The organism is Flagellimonas algarum (assembly GCF_040513375.1).
Taxonomy (GTDB): Bacteria; Bacteroidota; Bacteroidia; order Flavobacteriales; family Flavobacteriaceae; genus Flagellimonas_B; species Flagellimonas_B algarum.
This window is the reverse complement of record NZ_JBEVTG010000002.1, coordinates 339,699-357,294: the sequence shown is the minus strand read 5'-3', so window position 1 is coordinate 357,294 and position 17,596 is coordinate 339,699. Positions and strand designations below refer to the sequence as shown.

Here is a 17,596-nt window from a genome sequence, read left to right as displayed (position 1 = left end):
TTTATTTCTACACTATTTTCAAGGCGTGGAACGCTTCGACATCGCGATTTTAGGTGGGGGATTGGCCGGCTTGACGGCCGCCATCCATCTGGCGCGCCAATCCTATAGGGTCGTGTTGTTCGAAAAGCATGCCTATCCGCACCACAAGGTCTGTGGGGAATATGTGTCCAACGAAGTGTTGGCCTATCTCAACCATCTTGGGGTCGATGTACAAGCCGAAGGCGCCGTGGCCATTGAACGCCTGCAACTGAGTACTCCCGGCGGGAAAGGCTTGGAAGTCGATTTGCCTTTGGGGGGCTTCGGCATAAGCCGCTACCATTTCGACCACCTCTTGTACCAACGGGCGATCGCCCTTGGTGTTACCGTGCGTTTCGAAACCGTAAACCGAGTCGATTTTGAAGCCGAATCCTTCACCATTGGAAGCACTGGAGGTTTGGAAATCCAAGCCAGCTTGGCCTTGGGGGCTTTCGGGAAACGCTCGCTCTTGGATAAAAAACTGGACCGGGACTTCCTCCGCGTCAAATCCCCATGGTTGGGGGTGAAATGCCATTACGAACATCCGGACTTCCCTGAAGACCTAGTGGCCCTCCACAGCTTCAAAGGCGGGTATGGGGGCTTGTCGAAGACGGAGACCGGCCAGGTCAATTTCTGCTATTTGGCGACCTATGCCAGTTTTCAACGCTTTGGGGACCACCAGCGGTTCGAAAAGGAGCATTTGCGGAAACAGCCCCATTTGAAGCGTTTTTTCGAAGCTGCCACCCCCGTTTTCGAAAGTCCGTTGAGTATTGCCCAGATTTCCTTTGCCCCCAAAAAGCCGGTCGAAGGGCATCTGTTGATGGTGGGTGATAGTGCCGGCCTCATCCATCCGCTTTGCGGTAACGGCATGGCCATGGCGATCCACAGCGCGAAACTGGCCGCAGAATGCTGTACGGGTTTTCTAGAGGGCATCACGGATCGTACAACCATGGAAAAGGACTACACCCAGCTTTGGCAGCAGCATTTTAGCCGACGCCTTCGTATGGGTAGGGGACTGCAACGGCTGTTGTTGCATCCGTTTTCAGCCCATCTGGCCTTGCATTCCGTCGCCCGTTCAAAAAAATTCGTCCAGACCATGATCCGGCAAACCCATGGAAGTCCTATCTTAGTGTAATGGACTTTAGCCTACGAAGCACCGTCTTGGAACATATGGACGACCCTTGTTTGGACAAGGAATCTTACCAAAAAGCCTATAAGGACATCAATCGCTGCAACCGATTGCTCGGTGGCAACGCCATTACCATCAAAGGCGTGCTCGAACTCCTCAAAAAGCATCCGAAAAAATCGTATACGATTTATGATATGGGCTGCGGTGACGGACAAATGCTTCGCAGTCTCTCTAAAGCCCTTGATAAACAAGAAGTTACTTGTGAGTTGGTCGGCATCGACCTGCGCGACGAGGTGTTGGACATCGCTCGGGAAGCCTCTACGGCCTACCCGCAGATCCGCTATGAAAAAACGGACATCATGGCCTTAAAAGGCGGTCAATATTGCGATATCGTCCTCTGTACGTTGACCATGCACCATTTCGAAGAGGAAGCCATCCACGCTTTTACCCGACAGTTCGCCGACATGGCGCGGGTGGGGGTGGTCATCAATGACCTGCAACGCAGTACTTGGGCCTATCGGCTGTTCCAACTCTTCAGTCTGGTCTTTATCCGGACCGAGATCGCCAAAGACGATGGACTGATCTCGATCAGCAAGGGGTTTCGACAGGCGGAATTGGAGGATTTCGCGGCCCGACTGCCCGATTGTGAACACCGGATCGAATGGAAATGGGCCTTCCGCTACCGTTGGATCTTTTCACCCAAATCCCGATAACACGCATGGCCAACCCACGCATCATACAAGCCAGTAAAGTCCTGCCGCCCTACACGCGGACGACCGAGCAGATCCTGCCCTTTGTCCAGAGCTGGTTGCAAAACCAAGACGAACGTTTTCGCCGTAAGGTGATCAAGATTTTTGAAGGGGCCGGGGTCGACAAGCGCTACGGCATCATGGATATCGAAGACGTCTTTACGGCCACCTCCTTCGAGGCCAAAAACCGCCAGTATGCCGAAGCGGCCGTGTCCATGGGCACCGAAGTGCTGCAAAAGGCCTTGCTGGCGGCCGATTGGGCGCCGGACAGCCTGGATTATATCTTGACTGTTAGTTGTACCGGGATCATGATCCCTTCTTTGGACGCCTATTTGGTCAATGCTTTAGGGTTGCGTCAAGACATAGTGCGCTTACCGGTGACCGAAATGGGGTGTGCGGCCGGCATTTCCGGCTTGATCTATGCGGCCCGCTTCTTACGCGACAATCCGGGCAAACGCTTGGCCTTGATCGCGGTGGAGAGTCCCACGGCCACCTTCCAACTCAACGATTTTTCGATGGCCAATATGGTCAGTGCCGCCCTGTTCGGTGATGGGGCCAGCTGTGTTTTGGTCTCTTCAGAGGCCGATGCGACCGGTCCAGAGCTCGTAGGAGAGGGGATGTACCACTTTCCGGAGTCTAACCATATGATGGGCTTCGATTTGACCGATACGGGCCTTAAAATGATCCTGGATCCTTCCGTGCCCGAGGTGATCGCCGAACATTTTCCGGCTATCATCCATCCCTTTTTGGAGGCCCATGGTACCGACATCACTGAAGTCGACCACCTGATCTTCCATCCCGGGGGCAAAAAGATCGTGCAGACCGTAGAACAACTGTTCGGGGGACTGGGGAAACAGATCGATGAAACCCGCAGGGTGCTGCAAGAATACGGCAACATGAGTAGCGTGACGGTGCTCTATGTATTGGAGGAATTTTTAAACCAGGCCATACCGGCTGGCGAACAGGGCGTGATGCTCAGTTTCGGCCCCGGTTTCTCGGCCCAACGGATTTTGTTGCGATGGTAGGCGAAGTGCAACGATGGGCCCTGGTATTGGGCGGAAGCAGCGGACTGGGACTGGCTACCATTAAAAAATTGGCCACCCATGGCTACGGTATCTTGATGGTGCATCGTGATCGCCGTACGGAACTACCAAGAATTGAGGGTGAAATCGATGATATTCGCGCTTTGGGGGTGCCTTGCGAGCATTTTAACGTGGATGCCACGGCCTTGGACAAGCAGCAGGAGCTGGTGGCGAGGTTTCGAACCTTATTGGGGGAGCAGACCATCCATGTGGTCGTACACAGCATCGCCAAAGGCAATTTAAAACCGCTTTGGGGGCCGAAGGAAGATCGCTTGGGGCATGCCGATCTGCAGCTGACCCTGAACGCCATGGCACACTCCTTTTACGATTGGGCCAAGGCCCTCGTGGATGCCGGTCTGTTGGGTGATGATGCCCGGTTGCTCGCCTTTACCAGCGAAGGGAACAGCCGTGCCTGGCCGACATACGCTGCGGTATCCGCCGCCAAAGCGGCCTTGGAAGCCCTGATGCGCAATATGGCCCTGGAGTTCGCCCCTTTGGGTATCAAAGTCAACTGCATCCAGGCGGGAGTGACCGATACGCCCTCTTTCCGGCGCATTCCCGGTCACGAGCAATTGAAAGAAAACGCCCTAAAACGCAATCCCAATAAACGCTTGACCACACCCGAGGACGTGGCCAATGTGGTCTACCTCATGACCTTGGATGAAGCGAAATGGATCACGGGCACCGTGATCAAAGCCGATGGAGGGGAAAGTTTGTTATGAAGCCACACCAATCCATCCTGGCCCAACTGCCGTATCAAGCCCCATTTTTGTTCGTGGACGGTCTGAATCGCATCGACGATACGGGGGTGGAAGGATATTACACCTTTACTGCAGATGCGGACTTCTATAATGGACATTTTAAAGAAGTTAAGGTCACACCGGGGGTGTTGTTGACCGAATGCTGTGCGCAGATCGGTCTGGTCTGTTTGGGCATCCACTTATTGCGGGATTCCGGACTGGATGCCGAGGCGATGGTCGGTCTGTCGAGTACCGAAATGGAGTTCCTGAAACCGGTCTTTCCCGGTGAAAAAGTGCGGGTGGTCTCGGAAAAGGTTTATTTCCGCTTCCAAAAACTGAAATGCCGGGTCAAAATGTACGATTCCAGCAACACCCTTGTCTGTCGCGGCACCATTTCTGGCATGCTCACCCAAAAATCGGATCATGAATAGGGTGGTCATCACCGGCATGGGGGTCTGTGCTCCTAACGGGGTGGGGCTCGAAGCCTTTGCTGCGGCCTTGGAACAGGGGCAGAGTGGTATTCGCTTTCTGTCGGAACTGGAAGAACTTCAATTTTCATGTCAAATCGCTGGCAAACCGATACTTGAATATATTAACTTAAATTACTACTTCACTAAAGTGGAGTTGAAGGGACTGGCTGCCAATGGCCTGATTTACGGGATGATCGCCGGGATGGATGCCTGGTGGGATGCCGGAAACTCCCGGGAAACCCAGGAACGACCCGATGAAGAGACCGGGGTGGTCTTTGGGACGGGACTCTTGGGCATCGACAAGCTTCGGGAAGCCATCTATCAGGTGGATGCCGGAAACGTCAAACGCTTGGGCAGTACCGCTGTGGCCCAAACCATGGCCAGCGGCATCAGCGCCTATTTGGGTGGCAAGATCGGTGCCGGCAACTGGGTGAGCTCGAATTCTTCCGCCTGCAGCACGGGTACGGAGGCGCTGTTGATGGGCTATGACCATATCAAAGCCGGCAAGGCGACCCGCATGCTGGTCGGCAGCTGCAGCGATAGCGGACCTTATATCTGGGGCGGTTTTGATGCCATGCGCATCTTGCCCCGAAAGTACAACGACTGCCCGGAGTCCGCCAGCCGGCCGATGAGCGCCACGGCCTCGGGCTTTGTGCCCGGAAGTGGGGCAGGGGCCTTGGTCTTGGAATCCTACGCCAGTGCAAAAGCGCGTGGGGCCCGCATCTATGCCGAAGTGCTGGGTGGGGCGGTGAATAGCGGTGGGCAACGCCAAGGAGGCAGTATGACGGCCCCGAACAGCCAGGCCGTACAAGCCTGTATCCGAAAAGCCCTAAAGCATGCCGAAGTGCATCCGAAGGAAATCGATGCCATCAACGGCCATTTGACGGCCACCTCCAAGGATCCCGTCGAAATCGCGAACTGGGCCGCCGCTTTGGAGCGGCAAGGGGCCGATTTCCCCCATATCAATTCCTTTAAAGGGCATGTGGGGCATTGTTTGGCGGCTGCCGGCAGTATCGAAAGCGTGGGGGCGGTCTTGCAAGTCCACCGCCAACGGCTGTTCGGATCCCTGAACTGTGCCGATCTGCATCCTGATATCGTCAACCAGGTGGCTGCGACCTGCATCCCCCAAAAAACCACGGCCATGTCCCTTGATATCGTGGCAAAAGCCAGTTTTGGTTTTGGAGATGTCAATAGCTGTGTTATTTTTAAGCGCTATATCGAAAAAAATGAGTGAAGAAGAAAAGTACAGCAAGCTGCTGGGCATCGTGGAGGCCTATTTGCCCGATGATGTCGCTGCCTCCCAGATCACTAAGGAGAGCAATTTTACCACCGAATTGAACATCAACTCCGCCAATCTGGTCGATATCGTCCTCGATGTGGAAGATGCCTTTGACATCATCTTGGAGAACGAGGATATGGACGGCATGCAGACAGTGGCCGATGCCTTGGGCATCATCGACAAAAAACTGGCCTCGTGAGTAGCGAGAAACAGCGGCTGCGCAAGCAATGGTGGCTGTTCGGCACTATGGGGGCACTGCTCTTGGGCAGTGGGCTTTGTGGCATGATCGAAAGTGGCTTTTTAAAGCATGATGGGGCCGAAACCCATCTTTGGGTACTCGGCGGCACCGGATCGCTCTGTTTGACCGTTGCGGGCGTCGTCTTGCTGATCAGGGCAGGGGTGATCCAAGGAAAACGGGAACAACTATGAAAGCATTTATCGCGTGGGCCAAACCACGCCTGCAGGTCGAGCGTTCGCTACTGCTGACCTATGTCATCGTCTATTTCGTATGGGGGATGGCCATGAACCAAGTGGGCATCGAACTGCAGATCGCCAAATTTACCTATTGGTGGCAGGTGATCAGCTGCTATATCCTCTATATGGTGCCCATATCGCTAGTGTTGCGGGGTTTGCCGTTTCACCAGCAGTACGCCTACGGCCTGGTGGCCATGGGCTTGTTGGAATTCGGGGGGTATGCCTTGCGGACGTCCTATGCCTATCCGGATAACCTCTTGGATCAGTTCTTCAGTCCACAAAACTTCAGCCTGGGCATGGCCCTGTTCTTCGCCCTGTATTTTCCATTGGGGAATTGGGGTGTGGGGAAATTGCACGCCGCCCTTTTTCGTCGCTAGGGGGTACCTTCAACCCAAAAATCGGTCGTTCGCCCTGAATCTTTAGGAAACTTGGGATGGGGTAGTACCTTGTGCCCTACGAGAATACGAACACTATGAAAAGATTCCCCCTAGTGGTGGCCTTGCTATGGGCCGGCACGGCGGCTATGGGCCAATATACCACCCGGTCTGAAGTCGAACTCCAATCGAAAAAAGAGGTGGCCGAGCAGACCTTGGTCTACCAATTCGAAGACCGTTTACTGCCCGACAAAGCGGCCCGTGAAGCCAAACAGGCGGCGGTACGCCGCCGCAAACAGCAGTTGGCCTTTATGATCGATACGGCCAGCATTTCGGATCGGCAACGTACGGCTTTACGTCGCGATATGGCCGAAAATCCCTTTTCGAAGCGCTTGGCGAAATTCGTACAGCGAATGAAAGCGCTAGAGGAGACCGGTATGCCTACGGCTTCGGCCCAAAAGTAAACTCCAGGGCGATGGTCACGCGATTGTCTTCCCGTTTCTTCTTGATGTTGATATCAAAATCGGAACTGTAGAGCTCCGCCTTACCCAATAGGCGGTCGCCCGAACGGGTGAAGGTGAATTGCAGCGGTTTTTCAATGCCTTTGATGGTCAAAAGACCGTCGACGACCCATTGGTTTCCATCGGCCTTGACTTCGGTACTTCGAAAGGATATGCGCGGATATCCCTTGGCATGAAAGTATTTCCGGCTTTTGAGCGACCAGTTCCTCAAGCCGTTATTGGTATCGAGGGTTTCGGTGGCCACCGAACCGGCGAATACCGAGGCTTCGGGCCGTTCCAGATCGATTTTGGAGGTCGATTGAAAATCCCCCAACGTGCCTTTGGTGCCTTTGGAAACGTATTCAAAGCGGATTTGGGCGTCCTTCAAAACGACATCCTGCGCCTGGGTGATCCAAGAAAACAGCAGGAGGGAAGCGACCCAAAAAAACGTACGGCTTGACATACCCAAAAGGTCGGCATTCCCGCGGATTCTTACAAGTCTTTCAACTTTTCTTTCCGTTTGCGCAATTGGGCGTCCAATTCGTGGATGACCTCGTGATAAGAGGTGTCGAAGCTATCCGTATTCGCCTCGGCGAAGAGGAGGGGACCCGGTAGGCTTAGGCGGATCTTGCAGATCTTTCCGGCTTTCGGATGGTCGGGCCGGTATTGCAGGAAGACAAAGGCGCGGATGATACCATCGTATTTGGCCTTTAGCCGTTCCATTTTGTTTAAGATCAGCTGCTCCAGGCTTTCGCTGGAGGGGGTGCCTTGGTATTCGAAGATCGTGTGCATCGGTTCAGGGTTTTAAGAGTGATTTTAGGATCGAAACCCGCTGTATTCTTTAGGTTAACGGAATGCTAAGACAAAATTAAACCCTGTTAAAGTTCTAAAAGATGACGGTTGTCATGTTTATTTTTATCAGAAATTACGTAATTTATAGGGAGAATATACCTTAAACAAAACAGGCCATGACCCAGACCAGCAGCAAAGAAGCGTTAGAACACCTTTTGATCCGATTGGAACGCAACCACCAATGCGTGCTGCGGATGGCTAAAAATCTGAACAGTTACCGTTACGAACCCAAGGATTACGAGGGTTTTCTGGTGTTTCGGGATTTGAAGTTCGATGTGAACGAACTAGCGGCCCAGCAAATGCAGTTGTTCGACCGTTTGCATGTAACCGATACGTCGGTTTTGGACCAAGCTACTACGGAGGTCGATGACTTATTCGACCGCTTTGCGGCTATTGAAAAGGCCATGGCGTCGTATTTGTTGAACAATCAGGGGGTGTAATCAGAAATCTTGTAGGAGAAAGAACGCTGGCGGGTGGAGGTTTTAAAATTTGGTATTTTACATAATATAAATTATGGGGCAAACAAAATAGTTCGATTTCCGTATAGCTTGGCTATTTGCACATAAAATCAGTTCTGTGCTGCTAAGCACATAACGGCACCGATTTTATGTCAAAGGAAACCAACACGTAATTTGCTTGTTAGGTTCATTCGTAGGCTATAATTATTAACTCGATATTCATCCACGTTTCGCATGTCTTAGCCACTTGGCCAGCGCCATTAAAAGCTCAGCTTTTCGTTTTTATTGAAGCTATTGTGTTTAATTGGAAACTTGGAGAAGAAAAATTTCAGGAACTTTTCGTCAGCTTACCGCAAAAGCTTAAAATTTTGCTGAAGCATAAATTTCTAAGCACTTGCTAACTTCCTCCTCCGAACCTATTTTTTTGCAGGAACTTCCAATATTATGTCAAATAGCACGATGTTGTAGTGAAAATTATTCAACATGTTTTTTTAAAGCTTGCACTATTTGACCAATCTTTTTTCTTTTCTCGATATAGTCTTTAAGTTTAGGGTCATCTAAATTTCTTTCCACTGCCCTACCTAGTTTTTTTAGCTTTTGCCATATTATAGCAATCTTGTTTATTTCTTCCGTAGGTCTTGGGTTTCCTTGTCCGTCTATAAAGGATTTAGGCATACAATTTGCTCTCATTGATACCGCAAGCCAATCTGCAATTATGAAATTGGGATGATCTTCGCCAGACCTTTTTTTTCCTTTGGAATCCTTATAGCTTTTAAGATTTGCAAATGTAAAACTACCTCCATTAGCGATTTTTGAATTCTCTTTCCAGTTAGTATTTGTTCCAGAATTTTTGGTCAATGCTTCAGAAAATTCCAATGCTTTCGCTGAATTGGTTGGTAATCTGTCTAAAAGAAAGGTTGCTTTTTTTACTCCCATACGGTTTAACCAAATAGCAACTCGTAAACCTATAAAAGAAAGCATTGAAGTATAACCACAAATACCAAACATAAGACTTCTTGGATAATCGAAATCTGACCAGTTATATTTGGTAAAGTTGTCTAACCATTTACCACCCAAACTTTTATTCGCTTGATTAAAAACATCTCTTACGAGATGCATTAACGTTAGTTGAGTCGAAATAAAACCAGACGCATAAATATTAATTTCCTTTTTATCGATTGCTTTTACTAAGTTCTCCGCATGCTCCAACTTTTTTTTCCAGGTTCCAGATTTATATTGTTTTAAACCTTTAACTCCTTCATCCTCGTCAACTACCACTCCAACCATTGACCATTTGTGATCATTTTCAAATGAAAAGTTGACTTCCCCCTTAACCACGATTTGTTCTGAAGGACTAACATCTACAAATACTAAAAGACCATGCTCTTTATGAACTGCCATTATTCTATGATTAAATTAAATAAGTTTTGGTTTTGGACTTTCTTTTTTCTTGATAAAAAAGAAACAAAAAATCAAGAAGAAAATATGCTCCCACGCTCCCTTTGTGTCTTAATAGCTACGCTATTTGGGCGTTTCACACCCTAACACAAAGCCCAGGGCAATGGCTCTTTGTGCCAAGCCACAAATTCACCCCAACGCAGGCCCGCATTTTCTTCCTGCCCCGAATTCTTAATCGCTTAAATTATAAGTACTCTTTTAGAGATTTCATGGTTTCATCAATTGTAGAGGGAATGTCACCACTTAAAATTTTATCATAACCCACTACTTGAATATTTGCAATATCAATAGTCATACAGGCAGAGGGATTAACTATATAATCTTCAGAGTAATAAGATGATAAAAATCTATATAAAGCTTCCGAGTAAATACCTAAATCACTTGGCTTGAATCCTTCCTGCCAAACAACAAGCCAGATTCCACCAATACATTTATTATTCTTTGCTCCATAAGAAAATATGTGTTGTGGTAAAATCTGAATGGGTAAACCATTCATGTCTAAAACTGACTTTGGTTTTGATAAAAAAGTCAAATTCGGTGATGGCATCCAATGGGAAAAATCGAAGTCAATATATTTTTCAAGTATTTCGATATTCCTCCTATACATGTTCTTAACTTGGGGTGTCTTGTTTAGGTTATAAAGAGCCGAAACCTCATCTATTTTATCCGTGATATGTGATTTGTCATTTTCTCTAAAAGCGCCACTAATTGCACTTATACTCCTTACCCAATAATTTCCTCCCCCATCTGAAACGGATTTTTTAGCAACTTTTAATCTGTTAGTAAAAGTCGTTTTTTGCGATTTAGACAATCTTCTAAATTCAACAAGTTTCTTTACAGGTAGTTTCTGAATAGCCATTTGAGATTCGAAATATTGGGTTAACCATTCTTTTTTTGATTGTACTTAGGATTATTACCACTATGATTTCTGCGATAATTTTTTAACTGGCGTGTTTCCTCTCTGATAGCTCCGATTGGCGTTTTTGCTCTTCCAACTACTTGCATATGTGTAAATTTTTTACCAGATTCTCTATGCTGAACCTCTCTTAATTCTGGATTACTTGTTGTTCCCTTGTAAACAATTTTTCTTCCAACTTTAAGGTTGTAATTGTAGGTGTTTCTTTTTTTCTTCATAGCAAAAATCTTAAATGAAAATATTATTAATCGCTACGAAGAAATGGCGACATGACGCAACCTATGTTCGCCATGAAAAAAAATTAATAAAGAATTTATTTTTTTGAGGTATAGTTACTTAAGGCACCTTTAAAAATATCAATGAATTCTGCTCTTAGAAAGGCTGGTGAGACTATTTCAGCTGTTTTTCCATAGCTTAAAATTTTCGAGTAAAACTCGTATGAAGGTTTTACAGAAACCTTTATAATAAACTTCATGTCATCGTCTTCTAAAATTTCTTGTGTGTTGTGGATGGGAAGAGCTTTTAGATAGTTACCTTGATCAGCATCAAAGGAAATAACAACTTCAATAGGTGGTTTGTGAGATACAGTTATGCCAAAAGAATACTTGAAGTATTCTACGCTATCGAACTCAATTGCTTGGAACTCTTCATCTAAAATGGAAACATCTACGATTCTATCAAGTGCTAAAGTAATTAGACTTTCATTTTTGTAATTAACACTAATTACGTACCATAGTTTTTTGTCTTCTTTAAGTAAAATTGGCTTTACCCTATGTCTCTTAATTTCGTCATCGAACTTTTGATAGTCTATTTCTAATACTTTTTTCTTAGCAATAGAATCTAAAATATCAGCAATATGTTCTGTTCCACCAATTAATGGGTGTTTCTCGGTTTCTAAAATAGTTTCCTTCTCAAATAATTCTTTAACATTTGGCGAGATATTTGAGTTTTCTATTACCTTCTTTACCGCTTTGGTAATTTCACTAAAGAGAGGGTATTCCTTATACTGACTTATTGTTTTAGCGTAAAAAAGTAGAGCACTTATTTCATCTGGTTCTAATTCTAATGAAGGAAATATATGTTTTGGGATTTCTTCATAATAATATGTTTTAGTAGCAGTATCCTTGTTTATTGGAAGAAAAAAGCCAAGTTCCGTGTCTTCGGCCAAATCTTCCAAGTCCTTCTGAATAGTTCTTAATCTTACCGGAATTCCAGCATCATTGCAAATTTCTACGATTCGAGTTGATTTATGCTTACCTCCCCTTCTAAGTACATTGTGAATTATTCTATACCTTTTTAAAGCCTCTTTATTTTTTGGCATAATATCAAACAACTAATTCTTTAAAATGTTCATATAACATTACCATTGCTAGGGTATCCAATTCGCAATATTTCAATAAAGCCGAGGTTATTTCCTCAATTTCTGCTTCCGACATATCGGTATATTGTAGTTTGCCGTAGGCAGTTAAAGCTGCACCTCCGTCATTAATGTTTTCAATTTCAGAAATTGATTGCTCAATTTTTTCTTCAGTCCAATCATCAAAGACAGGAGGAAGACAGTCGTATGGATTGATTAACTGTCCTTCATCTCCCCATCTTAACCAAACAAAATTATTTGGAAAGTTTGTTGATGTCAAAGAGATATCACCGATAGATTTTGAGTATTTGTTTTTCAAGAAGTCACTGCTATAAAGTGCAGCGGGTAGCAGGTCTTTTAAGGAATTTGAACCATTTGTTGCTGGATTAAAGTAAAAGCTCTTTGCTACCTGCCATAGATCGACCATATCTCTTTCTCCCTTCCATTTATTTGGGCTTTTCCCTGTGGAGTGTGTAATACTTTCAATAAATTCAATCAAAGAGTCCTTATCTTTTTCATCTGATTCCATTAGTTGGTAGTGAATTGCATTTAATACGGTGTTTTCATGATTATGAAATCTAAAAATCGTTCCACCATCATTTTCAAGAACTTTTTTTAACTCGCGTATAAAATCAAAATTTGGAAAATACCCTGCTTTATTGCTTATATATTCTGAACAATGGAGAATATCACCACTCTTTTCATAGGAATGATGAGAAAATTGAAAGGCAATTTGTTCATATGGTTTTCGCCCTTTTGAAAAAGGTAAAGCTGCAGTACATGTTTCAAAATCGATAAAATGCAGTGGAAATTTCCACTTGTTCATTTCTTCTGCTAGCCCTATTCTATCAACATAAATTGAATAATCATAGTTAACAGCTTTTTCTATTTGTATCCAGGCTCTTTCAGTATTTGACAACTTACCTACCTCTTCTTTATAACCAATATCTTCTTGGGTCATTAATTCTACAAAAAATTTATTGCCGTCAAATAGCTTAGCTGACTTTCTCCAGTCTATTCCACTTATATCGAACAAACTGGTTTTATTGAAATCCTCTGTTCTCCAATTATGTTGCTTTATGAAACACTCTTTAAAACCAGATTTAAGTTCTGTTTCGTTACTTTCTTTCGTGATTTTGAATTCACATTTATTACACTTCGAGTAAGAAGTTGGAACATTTTTATACTGATCATTAATATATGCTTGTTTATATTCTTCAATAGCATCTACAAAATTTAACCCATTGGAATATATATGTTTTCCATTTTCAATGTTCTCCACAATATCGGTAACTTCAAGCCTTCCCAATATAGAATTCCCTAATTCACTTTTAGATTGAACCAATACATTAACTCCAGTTCTATTATTTGCTTGTTTTGTAATTCTAAAAAGTTGATTTAACCCATCAATGGATGCTTCTTGTGTTTTATCAGCCATCAGAATAAATGACTTTATTTCCCATTGTGGGTAGCAGAGTTGCATGACGTATTTTTGAAAGGCAACATCAAATAAATAAGGTTTCCATTTACTATCAATCCCCCCTCTTTTTCCAATGAAAATGTGCTCATTGTTAGGTTCAAATGATTTTGACTTTACCTCAATTAATTCGACTTGATTTCCTTTTTTAACTATAATATCTGTTCGAATAAAGAGTCCATCATATAAGAAAGCGGCTTCGTATAGGATGACATTATCTCGTTTAAGTAATATTTTGGTATGTTCCGAATGCTTTAGATAATCCCAATCCTCTCCTTCTAAAAGATGACCACCTGGATAATATAATCTAGCTAATTCTTCAACCTGAAACCCTCCTTTCGCCAATGCCTCCAAAAAAGGATTCTGATCTTTCTGATTAGCATATTCTTTTTTACCTGTATAAAACAATTTATTGGGACACTCTAGGCCTATTTTAAATCTTGATTTGGATAATACTCTCATTTGACAATCAGTTTCTATGAATTAGCACTTTTTGTATAAAAGAATACCCCTAAACCAGAAAAAGCAGTTGTTAAAAAAATTACACTAATGGTGAATAGCATTAAACTGCAGTATTCTAAAATATTTACCGCCTTTTCTTCACGAAAAGGTCTGTCATCATTAATTGAATTGAACCTTTCAGTTAGAATTTCTCCCCTTTGACTTGTTGAAACTCTTATTACCTGCATGTCTTCAGTATATGAGTACTTCATATCCTTCACAAAAAGACTTTTAATAGCCAAAAACGAAAAAAGTGAAATGAAAGAAACCACAATTAAGATTATAGACGTTTTCCTAACTTTGACTAAAGAAGAAAGCTTATCCTCATATAAGAACACGAAAGGAATTGATAGCAAAGCAAATGAAGTGGGAATCCCTATATAGAATTCAGATAGAACTGAATCTTTAATATGAGATGTATTTGAAAAATAAATGATGGTAGGCAGTACAACACTAAAAGAAGCCAATATGCCCCAAAACGATTTCAAAAATTTGGAAAACTTATTAAAATTAAAACCTCCCGCCATCGTTTAAAATTTAATTTTTAGTAGTTTCTTGGTTGCCTTTGTAATTTCCTTATCTACATTATTGAGTATTGCAGTTTTGGATACTTTCTCAACCGGCGTGATTGCATTGTTCTTACCAATAACCGCTTCTGCAATTTTTTGAGCCTCCGAATTGGACTTTGCAATGGCTATTATCTCCTTTTGTTTCTCAAGGTAGTCCTTAGCAGCTTGGACAAGTAGATACGTGACATCTTTTTTGGACCAAATATTCAATACCGTGTTTGTCGAAGCTGTGGTATCGTCCCCTCCCTCCTCTTTTTCGAAGGCAGAACTACTAGATAAGAAAACTGGCACAGTGGCATCAATAATTGTTTTTGAACTTTTGTATTTCTCTACACTGATAATTGCTGACTGAAACAAATATAAATGGTCAAGTTGATGCATTGTCAATGTAGTATCGGCCAAATATCTTTTTACAACTCCATTCTTTACAATTGGATTCAATTGAGAAAAAAGTTCATCAATAGACTTTCCATTTGGTCCAGACCAAACTCTTGTACCAATATCATTGAGGTCATATTTCAACTTATAACCCCTGCTACTATTTACTGCAATTGACGCGGATGCTATGCCTGGTACTTCGCCGTTATTTTTTGTTAAGAAGCTACCAGTAAAAAAAGCCTCAATCTTTTTATCAAGATTACCATACTGGATAGGGTTTTTAACGGCTTTTAAGACGGACGCATCGATTCTATCAATTTCATTACCTTCTTTGTCTCTAATCGATAAACCACCAAAGAATGTATTATATGCATCATCTGCAGGTATTACTTTTCTGGAATTCTCGGGTGGGGTGTCACTTATTGCTTTTAAAAGATTCTGATATGATATTTCATCATTCCCAACCTCATCCATAGTGGCAGTCATAGTAATAATATGCTCACTGTTTCTTCTCAATAATGTAGATTCAAAAAACTTGAAAAGACCTTTAGCTCCAATTTGCCCTAGAACAACGAATTTTTGTCCTTTTCGAACATCTCTAAGTCTAATGAAGTCAGGTGTTTCAGAATTGGCCTGCATAGTTTGTGTAAATACTTCGGACATACTTTCAATTGGAGTAGAAATTTCACCATGCCTTACTTTAACCACTATCTGTTCGTCCAAGGTATTGTTGAACTTTAACTTAACTTGTCCATTAATATTAAAGGTTATTAATGCTAAAAGTAAAAAGTGATAATGCTTCATGACTATGATATTTTATTTAGTGTGCAAATAATATTTTAGTAGCTGGTCAAGCTCGAAAATTCTAATTTCAATCGACATTTTCAATACCCGTTTATAGGTATTATGGGGGAGAAAACAAAAGGAAGTAAGTCAATCGTTTGGAGTACTTCAATATAAAAATTGAATATGAAAACCCATTACACAAAAACCTTATAAATTCTGAGGTTTTTCTACAAATATTGAATAGTAAAATGTGATGAATCGAATTAGATTTATTGATTTTATCCAAAAAATCCTTCCAAAATAAATTAGAAGGACTTTTAATCATTCAAATTGGGTTTCTCAGGCTTTGAGTACAGAAAGTCTAGAAAATAATTTTACTAAAAAGTTGATATTTACACTTGTTAGGGATACACTATCGAAAATATGTTTTTTAGATAAGCCCAACACTTGGTTTTCGATACTGCCAGACAACATGCCATGCAAACCGTCTATATGGTCCTCCAAAGAATTTACGTCGAAATAGTCATCAATTGTGGTAATAATCTCAAGAATTGCCTTCCTTTTTTGGTTTGAATCTGTAATGGATAGATTGTTCTGCAATTGTTGATACCATTCTTCATGGATTTTGTTTTTTCTTGTAGACATAAAGAAAATTTTAAAAGCGGAGCCACCCCGTCAGCCCTGTCTACACAGTCTAGGACTGGAAGCGGTACTTTCGTGGCCGCTGGACTTGTGAGCGACTCCTTATCGATAAATAATTGTTTTAGAATTTTCCTAAAACCGTGTAGACGTGGTAAAGATACAAATGTTTATTATAACCCATTCCACACACATTACCCTCCCCTCCTACCTCGGGTCGTGTAAAAAGTGTTCCATTACCTTTTCAAAGAAGATTTTTGGAAGAAATTTTCCACGAGCTGCACGGTAAACTTTCGCTTTTACCAAAGCTCAAGTTACATAACGCGGTACATTATGATACATTTTTCTTTTAATTATTATCATGTCACCCAAATGTCAATCTTACTAAAACCAATGTCATCAATTTGATTCAGCACAATCCTAAAGATCATAAGCAAAAACAATACCGCCTACCGCCTATGGTGACACAAACCCGCCTACAATCTTCCCTAGACATATCAACGTCAATATTTTCAATAATCGAATAACTAGGGAGACCTATTTTGTCATCAATAATTTGTAAGATTGTTTCTTTTTGATATTCTAAATTGTCTATATCCAAACCTGAATCAGCAGGGATTTCGAAAAATTCTTCTTCCATTATTCTGTTTTTGAAGTTACATTAATTAGTATTGAATCTGATATTTCTTCATTATTGTTCACCACACATTCAATTCGCAAATCACCCTCAAATGGCAAACCGTTTTTTAATAGATTTCCAGCACTAAAAATTGCGCTCGCATTCCCCATACTGTTAATGTTAAGCTGTTGTTCGCGAAATCTTACATCAGTAAACAAAAGATCATTTGAATTATCGTAAATACGGAACAGAACACTTGACCCAGCTGATGGAAAACCCGTATCTGACTTAACCAGTGCTGTCAAGACCAGTTCAGAATCAAAGGTGTTGGTTACCTCAAGTTTATCTGCTGAAAGAGAAATGGTGGTTGGAGGCGCTTCCGTGAAGCTTAAAGTTGTTCTGGCGGGATATAAATCAATCTCAGCCGATACCGTCAACGATTCTGTAACCGTATTGCTGGACTTTAAAATTACATTTGCACTTAAAAACTTTTCGCCCCCCAATTCCAAGGTATCTTCTGCTTTAAGTTCTACCTCCTTTTCATTGTTCTCCGTAAAGACACCTGAGGTAGTTTCAAACCTAATGGTTCTTTTATCATCATCTGCATCCTTGGGGATATAAGCAATCAACTCTATTTTCGAATTGTTGTCGGCGGGAATGGATGTTGTTCCATCAGGTACTCGAATCTTAATTACATCTTGAGGGTCGAAAGTATCTGCACAACTTACGAAAACTAGTAAAAAGATGAAAAAAGCATGTTTTGTTCGTCTCATA

22 protein-coding genes are annotated in these 17,596 nt (G+C 43.0%); 11 read left to right on the top strand and 11 right to left on the bottom strand.

All coding sequences use genetic code 11. From position 1 onward, the window contains the following. Window positions 1-25 precede the first annotated feature (25 nt). The 10 genes from ABV409_RS08850 to ABV409_RS08805 all read left to right on the top strand — a co-directional run bounded on the left by ABV409_RS08850 (window position 26) and on the right by ABV409_RS08805 (window position 6,776). On the top strand, window positions 26-1,150 hold the full coding sequence (locus tag ABV409_RS08850; RefSeq protein WP_353877223.1) for an NAD(P)/FAD-dependent oxidoreductase: 1,125 nt from the start codon (window positions 26-28) through the stop codon (window positions 1,148-1,150). Continuing rightward, entirely contained in the window at window positions 1,150-1,857 is a 708-nt protein-coding gene (locus tag ABV409_RS08845; protein WP_353877222.1) for a methyltransferase domain-containing protein, read from the top strand. The genes ABV409_RS08850 and ABV409_RS08845 overlap by 1 nt, the downstream gene beginning before the upstream one ends. A 5-nt stretch (window positions 1,858-1,862) precedes the next feature. Beyond that, window positions 1,863-2,918 carry a type III polyketide synthase gene (locus ABV409_RS08840; protein WP_353877221.1) on the top strand — a complete coding sequence of 352 codons (1,056 nt, stop codon included), beginning with the start codon at window positions 1,863-1,865 and terminating at the stop codon, window positions 2,916-2,918. Further along, window positions 2,912-3,697 carry an SDR family oxidoreductase gene (locus tag ABV409_RS08835; protein ID WP_353877220.1) on the top strand — a complete coding sequence of 262 codons (786 nt, stop codon included), beginning with the start codon at window positions 2,912-2,914 and terminating at the stop codon, window positions 3,695-3,697. The genes ABV409_RS08840 and ABV409_RS08835 overlap by 7 nt, the downstream gene beginning before the upstream one ends. After that, window positions 3,694-4,146, top strand: coding sequence for a 3-hydroxyacyl-ACP dehydratase FabZ family protein (locus tag ABV409_RS08830; protein WP_353877219.1), 453 nt, complete (start codon window positions 3,694-3,696; stop codon window positions 4,144-4,146). Before ABV409_RS08835 ends, ABV409_RS08830 begins: the two co-directional genes overlap by 4 nt. Further along, entirely contained in the window at window positions 4,136-5,419 is a 1,284-nt protein-coding gene (locus ABV409_RS08825) for a beta-ketoacyl-[acyl-carrier-protein] synthase family protein (protein WP_425590006.1), read from the top strand. Before ABV409_RS08830 ends, ABV409_RS08825 begins: the two co-directional genes overlap by 11 nt. Then, window positions 5,412-5,663, top strand: coding sequence for an acyl carrier protein (locus tag ABV409_RS08820; protein ID WP_353877217.1), 252 nt, complete (start codon window positions 5,412-5,414; stop codon window positions 5,661-5,663). The genes ABV409_RS08825 and ABV409_RS08820 overlap by 8 nt, the downstream gene beginning before the upstream one ends. Beyond that, window positions 5,660-5,893: a hypothetical protein gene (locus tag ABV409_RS08815; RefSeq protein ID WP_353877216.1), complete on the top strand. Its 234-nt coding sequence runs from the start codon at window positions 5,660-5,662 to the stop codon at window positions 5,891-5,893. Before ABV409_RS08820 ends, ABV409_RS08815 begins: the two co-directional genes overlap by 4 nt. Beyond that, window positions 5,890-6,315, top strand: a complete 426-nt coding sequence (locus ABV409_RS08810) for a hypothetical protein (RefSeq protein ID WP_353877215.1) — start codon at window positions 5,890-5,892, stop codon at window positions 6,313-6,315. Before ABV409_RS08815 ends, ABV409_RS08810 begins: the two co-directional genes overlap by 4 nt. A gap of 95 nt (window positions 6,316-6,410) precedes the next feature. Continuing rightward, on the top strand, window positions 6,411-6,776 hold the full coding sequence (locus ABV409_RS08805) for a hypothetical protein (protein WP_353877214.1): 366 nt from the start codon (window positions 6,411-6,413) through the stop codon (window positions 6,774-6,776). On the opposite strand, the gene ABV409_RS08800 is transcribed toward ABV409_RS08805, so the two are convergent. Both ABV409_RS08800 and ABV409_RS08795 read right to left on the bottom strand, forming a co-directional pair. After that, window positions 6,754-7,275, bottom strand: coding sequence for a YceI family protein (locus ABV409_RS08800; protein ID WP_353877213.1), 522 nt, complete (start codon window positions 7,273-7,275; stop codon window positions 6,754-6,756). The two genes, ABV409_RS08805 and ABV409_RS08800, sit on opposite strands and share 23 nt — an antisense overlap. Before the next feature lie 29 nt (window positions 7,276-7,304). Further along, window positions 7,305-7,604, bottom strand: coding sequence for an HPF/RaiA family ribosome-associated protein (locus ABV409_RS08795; RefSeq protein ID WP_353877212.1), 300 nt, complete (start codon window positions 7,602-7,604; stop codon window positions 7,305-7,307). 176 nt (window positions 7,605-7,780) lie between these two features. Here ABV409_RS08795 and ABV409_RS08790 point away from each other — a divergent pair, with 176 nt between their 5' ends. Next, window positions 7,781-8,104 (top strand): hypothetical protein, encoded by a 324-nt coding sequence (locus ABV409_RS08790; RefSeq protein WP_353877211.1) that lies wholly within the window; start codon window positions 7,781-7,783, stop codon window positions 8,102-8,104. A gap of 492 nt (window positions 8,105-8,596) precedes the next feature. On the opposite strand, the gene ABV409_RS08785 is transcribed toward ABV409_RS08790, so the two are convergent. The 9 genes from ABV409_RS08785 to ABV409_RS08745 form a co-directional block, all read right to left on the bottom strand. Beyond that, window positions 8,597-9,523 (bottom strand): hypothetical protein, encoded by a 927-nt coding sequence (locus ABV409_RS08785; protein WP_353877210.1) that lies wholly within the window; start codon window positions 9,521-9,523, stop codon window positions 8,597-8,599. Between the two features lie 241 nt (window positions 9,524-9,764). Continuing rightward, window positions 9,765-10,439: a hypothetical protein gene (locus ABV409_RS08780; RefSeq protein ID WP_353877209.1), complete on the bottom strand. Its 675-nt coding sequence runs from the start codon at window positions 10,437-10,439 to the stop codon at window positions 9,765-9,767. 20 nt (window positions 10,440-10,459) lie between these two features. Further along, window positions 10,460-10,714: a hypothetical protein gene (locus tag ABV409_RS08775; protein WP_353877208.1), complete on the bottom strand. Its 255-nt coding sequence runs from the start codon at window positions 10,712-10,714 to the stop codon at window positions 10,460-10,462. A 95-nt stretch (window positions 10,715-10,809) separates the two neighbouring features. Then, complete coding sequence (locus ABV409_RS08770) at window positions 10,810-11,817, bottom strand: helix-turn-helix transcriptional regulator (protein ID WP_353877207.1); 1,008 nt, start codon at window positions 11,815-11,817, stop codon at window positions 10,810-10,812. Window positions 11,818-11,821: 4 nt separating this feature from the next. After that, window positions 11,822-13,792: a DUF2779 domain-containing protein gene (locus ABV409_RS08765; RefSeq protein WP_353877206.1), complete on the bottom strand. Its 1,971-nt coding sequence runs from the start codon at window positions 13,790-13,792 to the stop codon at window positions 11,822-11,824. A gap of 569 nt (window positions 13,793-14,361) precedes the next feature. Next, window positions 14,362-15,582, bottom strand: coding sequence for a hypothetical protein (locus ABV409_RS08760; RefSeq protein WP_353877205.1), 1,221 nt, complete (start codon window positions 15,580-15,582; stop codon window positions 14,362-14,364). A 321-nt stretch (window positions 15,583-15,903) separates the two neighbouring features. Continuing rightward, window positions 15,904-16,209 (bottom strand): hypothetical protein, encoded by a 306-nt coding sequence (locus ABV409_RS08755; RefSeq protein ID WP_353877204.1) that lies wholly within the window; start codon window positions 16,207-16,209, stop codon window positions 15,904-15,906. 421 nt (window positions 16,210-16,630) lie between these two features. Next, a complete protein-coding gene (locus ABV409_RS08750) occupies window positions 16,631-16,843 on the bottom strand; it encodes a hypothetical protein (RefSeq protein ID WP_353877203.1) in 213 nt (70 codons plus the stop codon). Continuing rightward, window positions 16,843-17,595, bottom strand: a complete 753-nt coding sequence (locus ABV409_RS08745) for a hypothetical protein (protein ID WP_353877202.1) — start codon at window positions 17,593-17,595, stop codon at window positions 16,843-16,845. Before ABV409_RS08745 ends, ABV409_RS08750 begins: the two co-directional genes overlap by 1 nt. Between the last annotated feature and the right edge of the window lies 1 nt (window position 17,596).

Excerpts from the sequence above, each read along its gene's own strand:
- ABV409_RS08760 (WP_353877205.1), bottom strand. The coding sequence starts at position 15,582 with ATGAAGCATTATCACTTTTTACTTTTAGCATTAATAACCTTTAATATT.
- ABV409_RS08765 (WP_353877206.1), bottom strand. The coding sequence starts at position 13,792 with ATGAGAGTATTATCCAAATCAAGATTTAAAATAGGCCTAGAGTGTCCC.
- ABV409_RS08830 (WP_353877219.1), top strand. The coding sequence starts at position 3,694 with ATGAAGCCACACCAATCCATCCTGGCCCAACTGCCGTATCAAGCCCCA.
- ABV409_RS08745 (WP_353877202.1), bottom strand. The coding sequence starts at position 17,595 with ATGAGACGAACAAAACATGCTTTTTTCATCTTTTTACTAGTTTTCGTA.
- ABV409_RS08790 (WP_353877211.1), top strand. The coding sequence starts at position 7,781 with ATGACCCAGACCAGCAGCAAAGAAGCGTTAGAACACCTTTTGATCCGA.
- ABV409_RS08845 (WP_353877222.1), top strand. The coding sequence starts at position 1,150 with ATGGACTTTAGCCTACGAAGCACCGTCTTGGAACATATGGACGACCCT.
- ABV409_RS08800 (WP_353877213.1), bottom strand. The coding sequence starts at position 7,275 with ATGTCAAGCCGTACGTTTTTTTGGGTCGCTTCCCTCCTGCTGTTTTCT.
- ABV409_RS08775 (WP_353877208.1), bottom strand. The coding sequence starts at position 10,714 with ATGAAGAAAAAAAGAAACACCTACAATTACAACCTTAAAGTTGGAAGA.
- ABV409_RS08840 (WP_353877221.1), top strand. The coding sequence starts at position 1,863 with ATGGCCAACCCACGCATCATACAAGCCAGTAAAGTCCTGCCGCCCTAC.
- ABV409_RS08770 (WP_353877207.1), bottom strand. The coding sequence starts at position 11,817 with ATGCCAAAAAATAAAGAGGCTTTAAAAAGGTATAGAATAATTCACAAT.
- ABV409_RS08755 (WP_353877204.1), bottom strand. The coding sequence starts at position 16,209 with ATGTCTACAAGAAAAAACAAAATCCATGAAGAATGGTATCAACAATTG.
- ABV409_RS08820 (WP_353877217.1), top strand. The coding sequence starts at position 5,412 with ATGAGTGAAGAAGAAAAGTACAGCAAGCTGCTGGGCATCGTGGAGGCC.
- ABV409_RS08750 (WP_353877203.1), bottom strand. The coding sequence starts at position 16,843 with ATGGAAGAAGAATTTTTCGAAATCCCTGCTGATTCAGGTTTGGATATA.
- ABV409_RS08810 (WP_353877215.1), top strand. The coding sequence starts at position 5,890 with ATGAAAGCATTTATCGCGTGGGCCAAACCACGCCTGCAGGTCGAGCGT.
- ABV409_RS08785 (WP_353877210.1), bottom strand. The coding sequence starts at position 9,523 with ATGGCAGTTCATAAAGAGCATGGTCTTTTAGTATTTGTAGATGTTAGT.
- ABV409_RS08780 (WP_353877209.1), bottom strand. The coding sequence starts at position 10,439 with ATGGCTATTCAGAAACTACCTGTAAAGAAACTTGTTGAATTTAGAAGA.
- ABV409_RS08805 (WP_353877214.1), top strand. The coding sequence starts at position 6,411 with ATGAAAAGATTCCCCCTAGTGGTGGCCTTGCTATGGGCCGGCACGGCG.
- ABV409_RS08795 (WP_353877212.1), bottom strand. The coding sequence starts at position 7,604 with ATGCACACGATCTTCGAATACCAAGGCACCCCCTCCAGCGAAAGCCTG.
- ABV409_RS08835 (WP_353877220.1), top strand. The coding sequence starts at position 2,912 with ATGGTAGGCGAAGTGCAACGATGGGCCCTGGTATTGGGCGGAAGCAGC.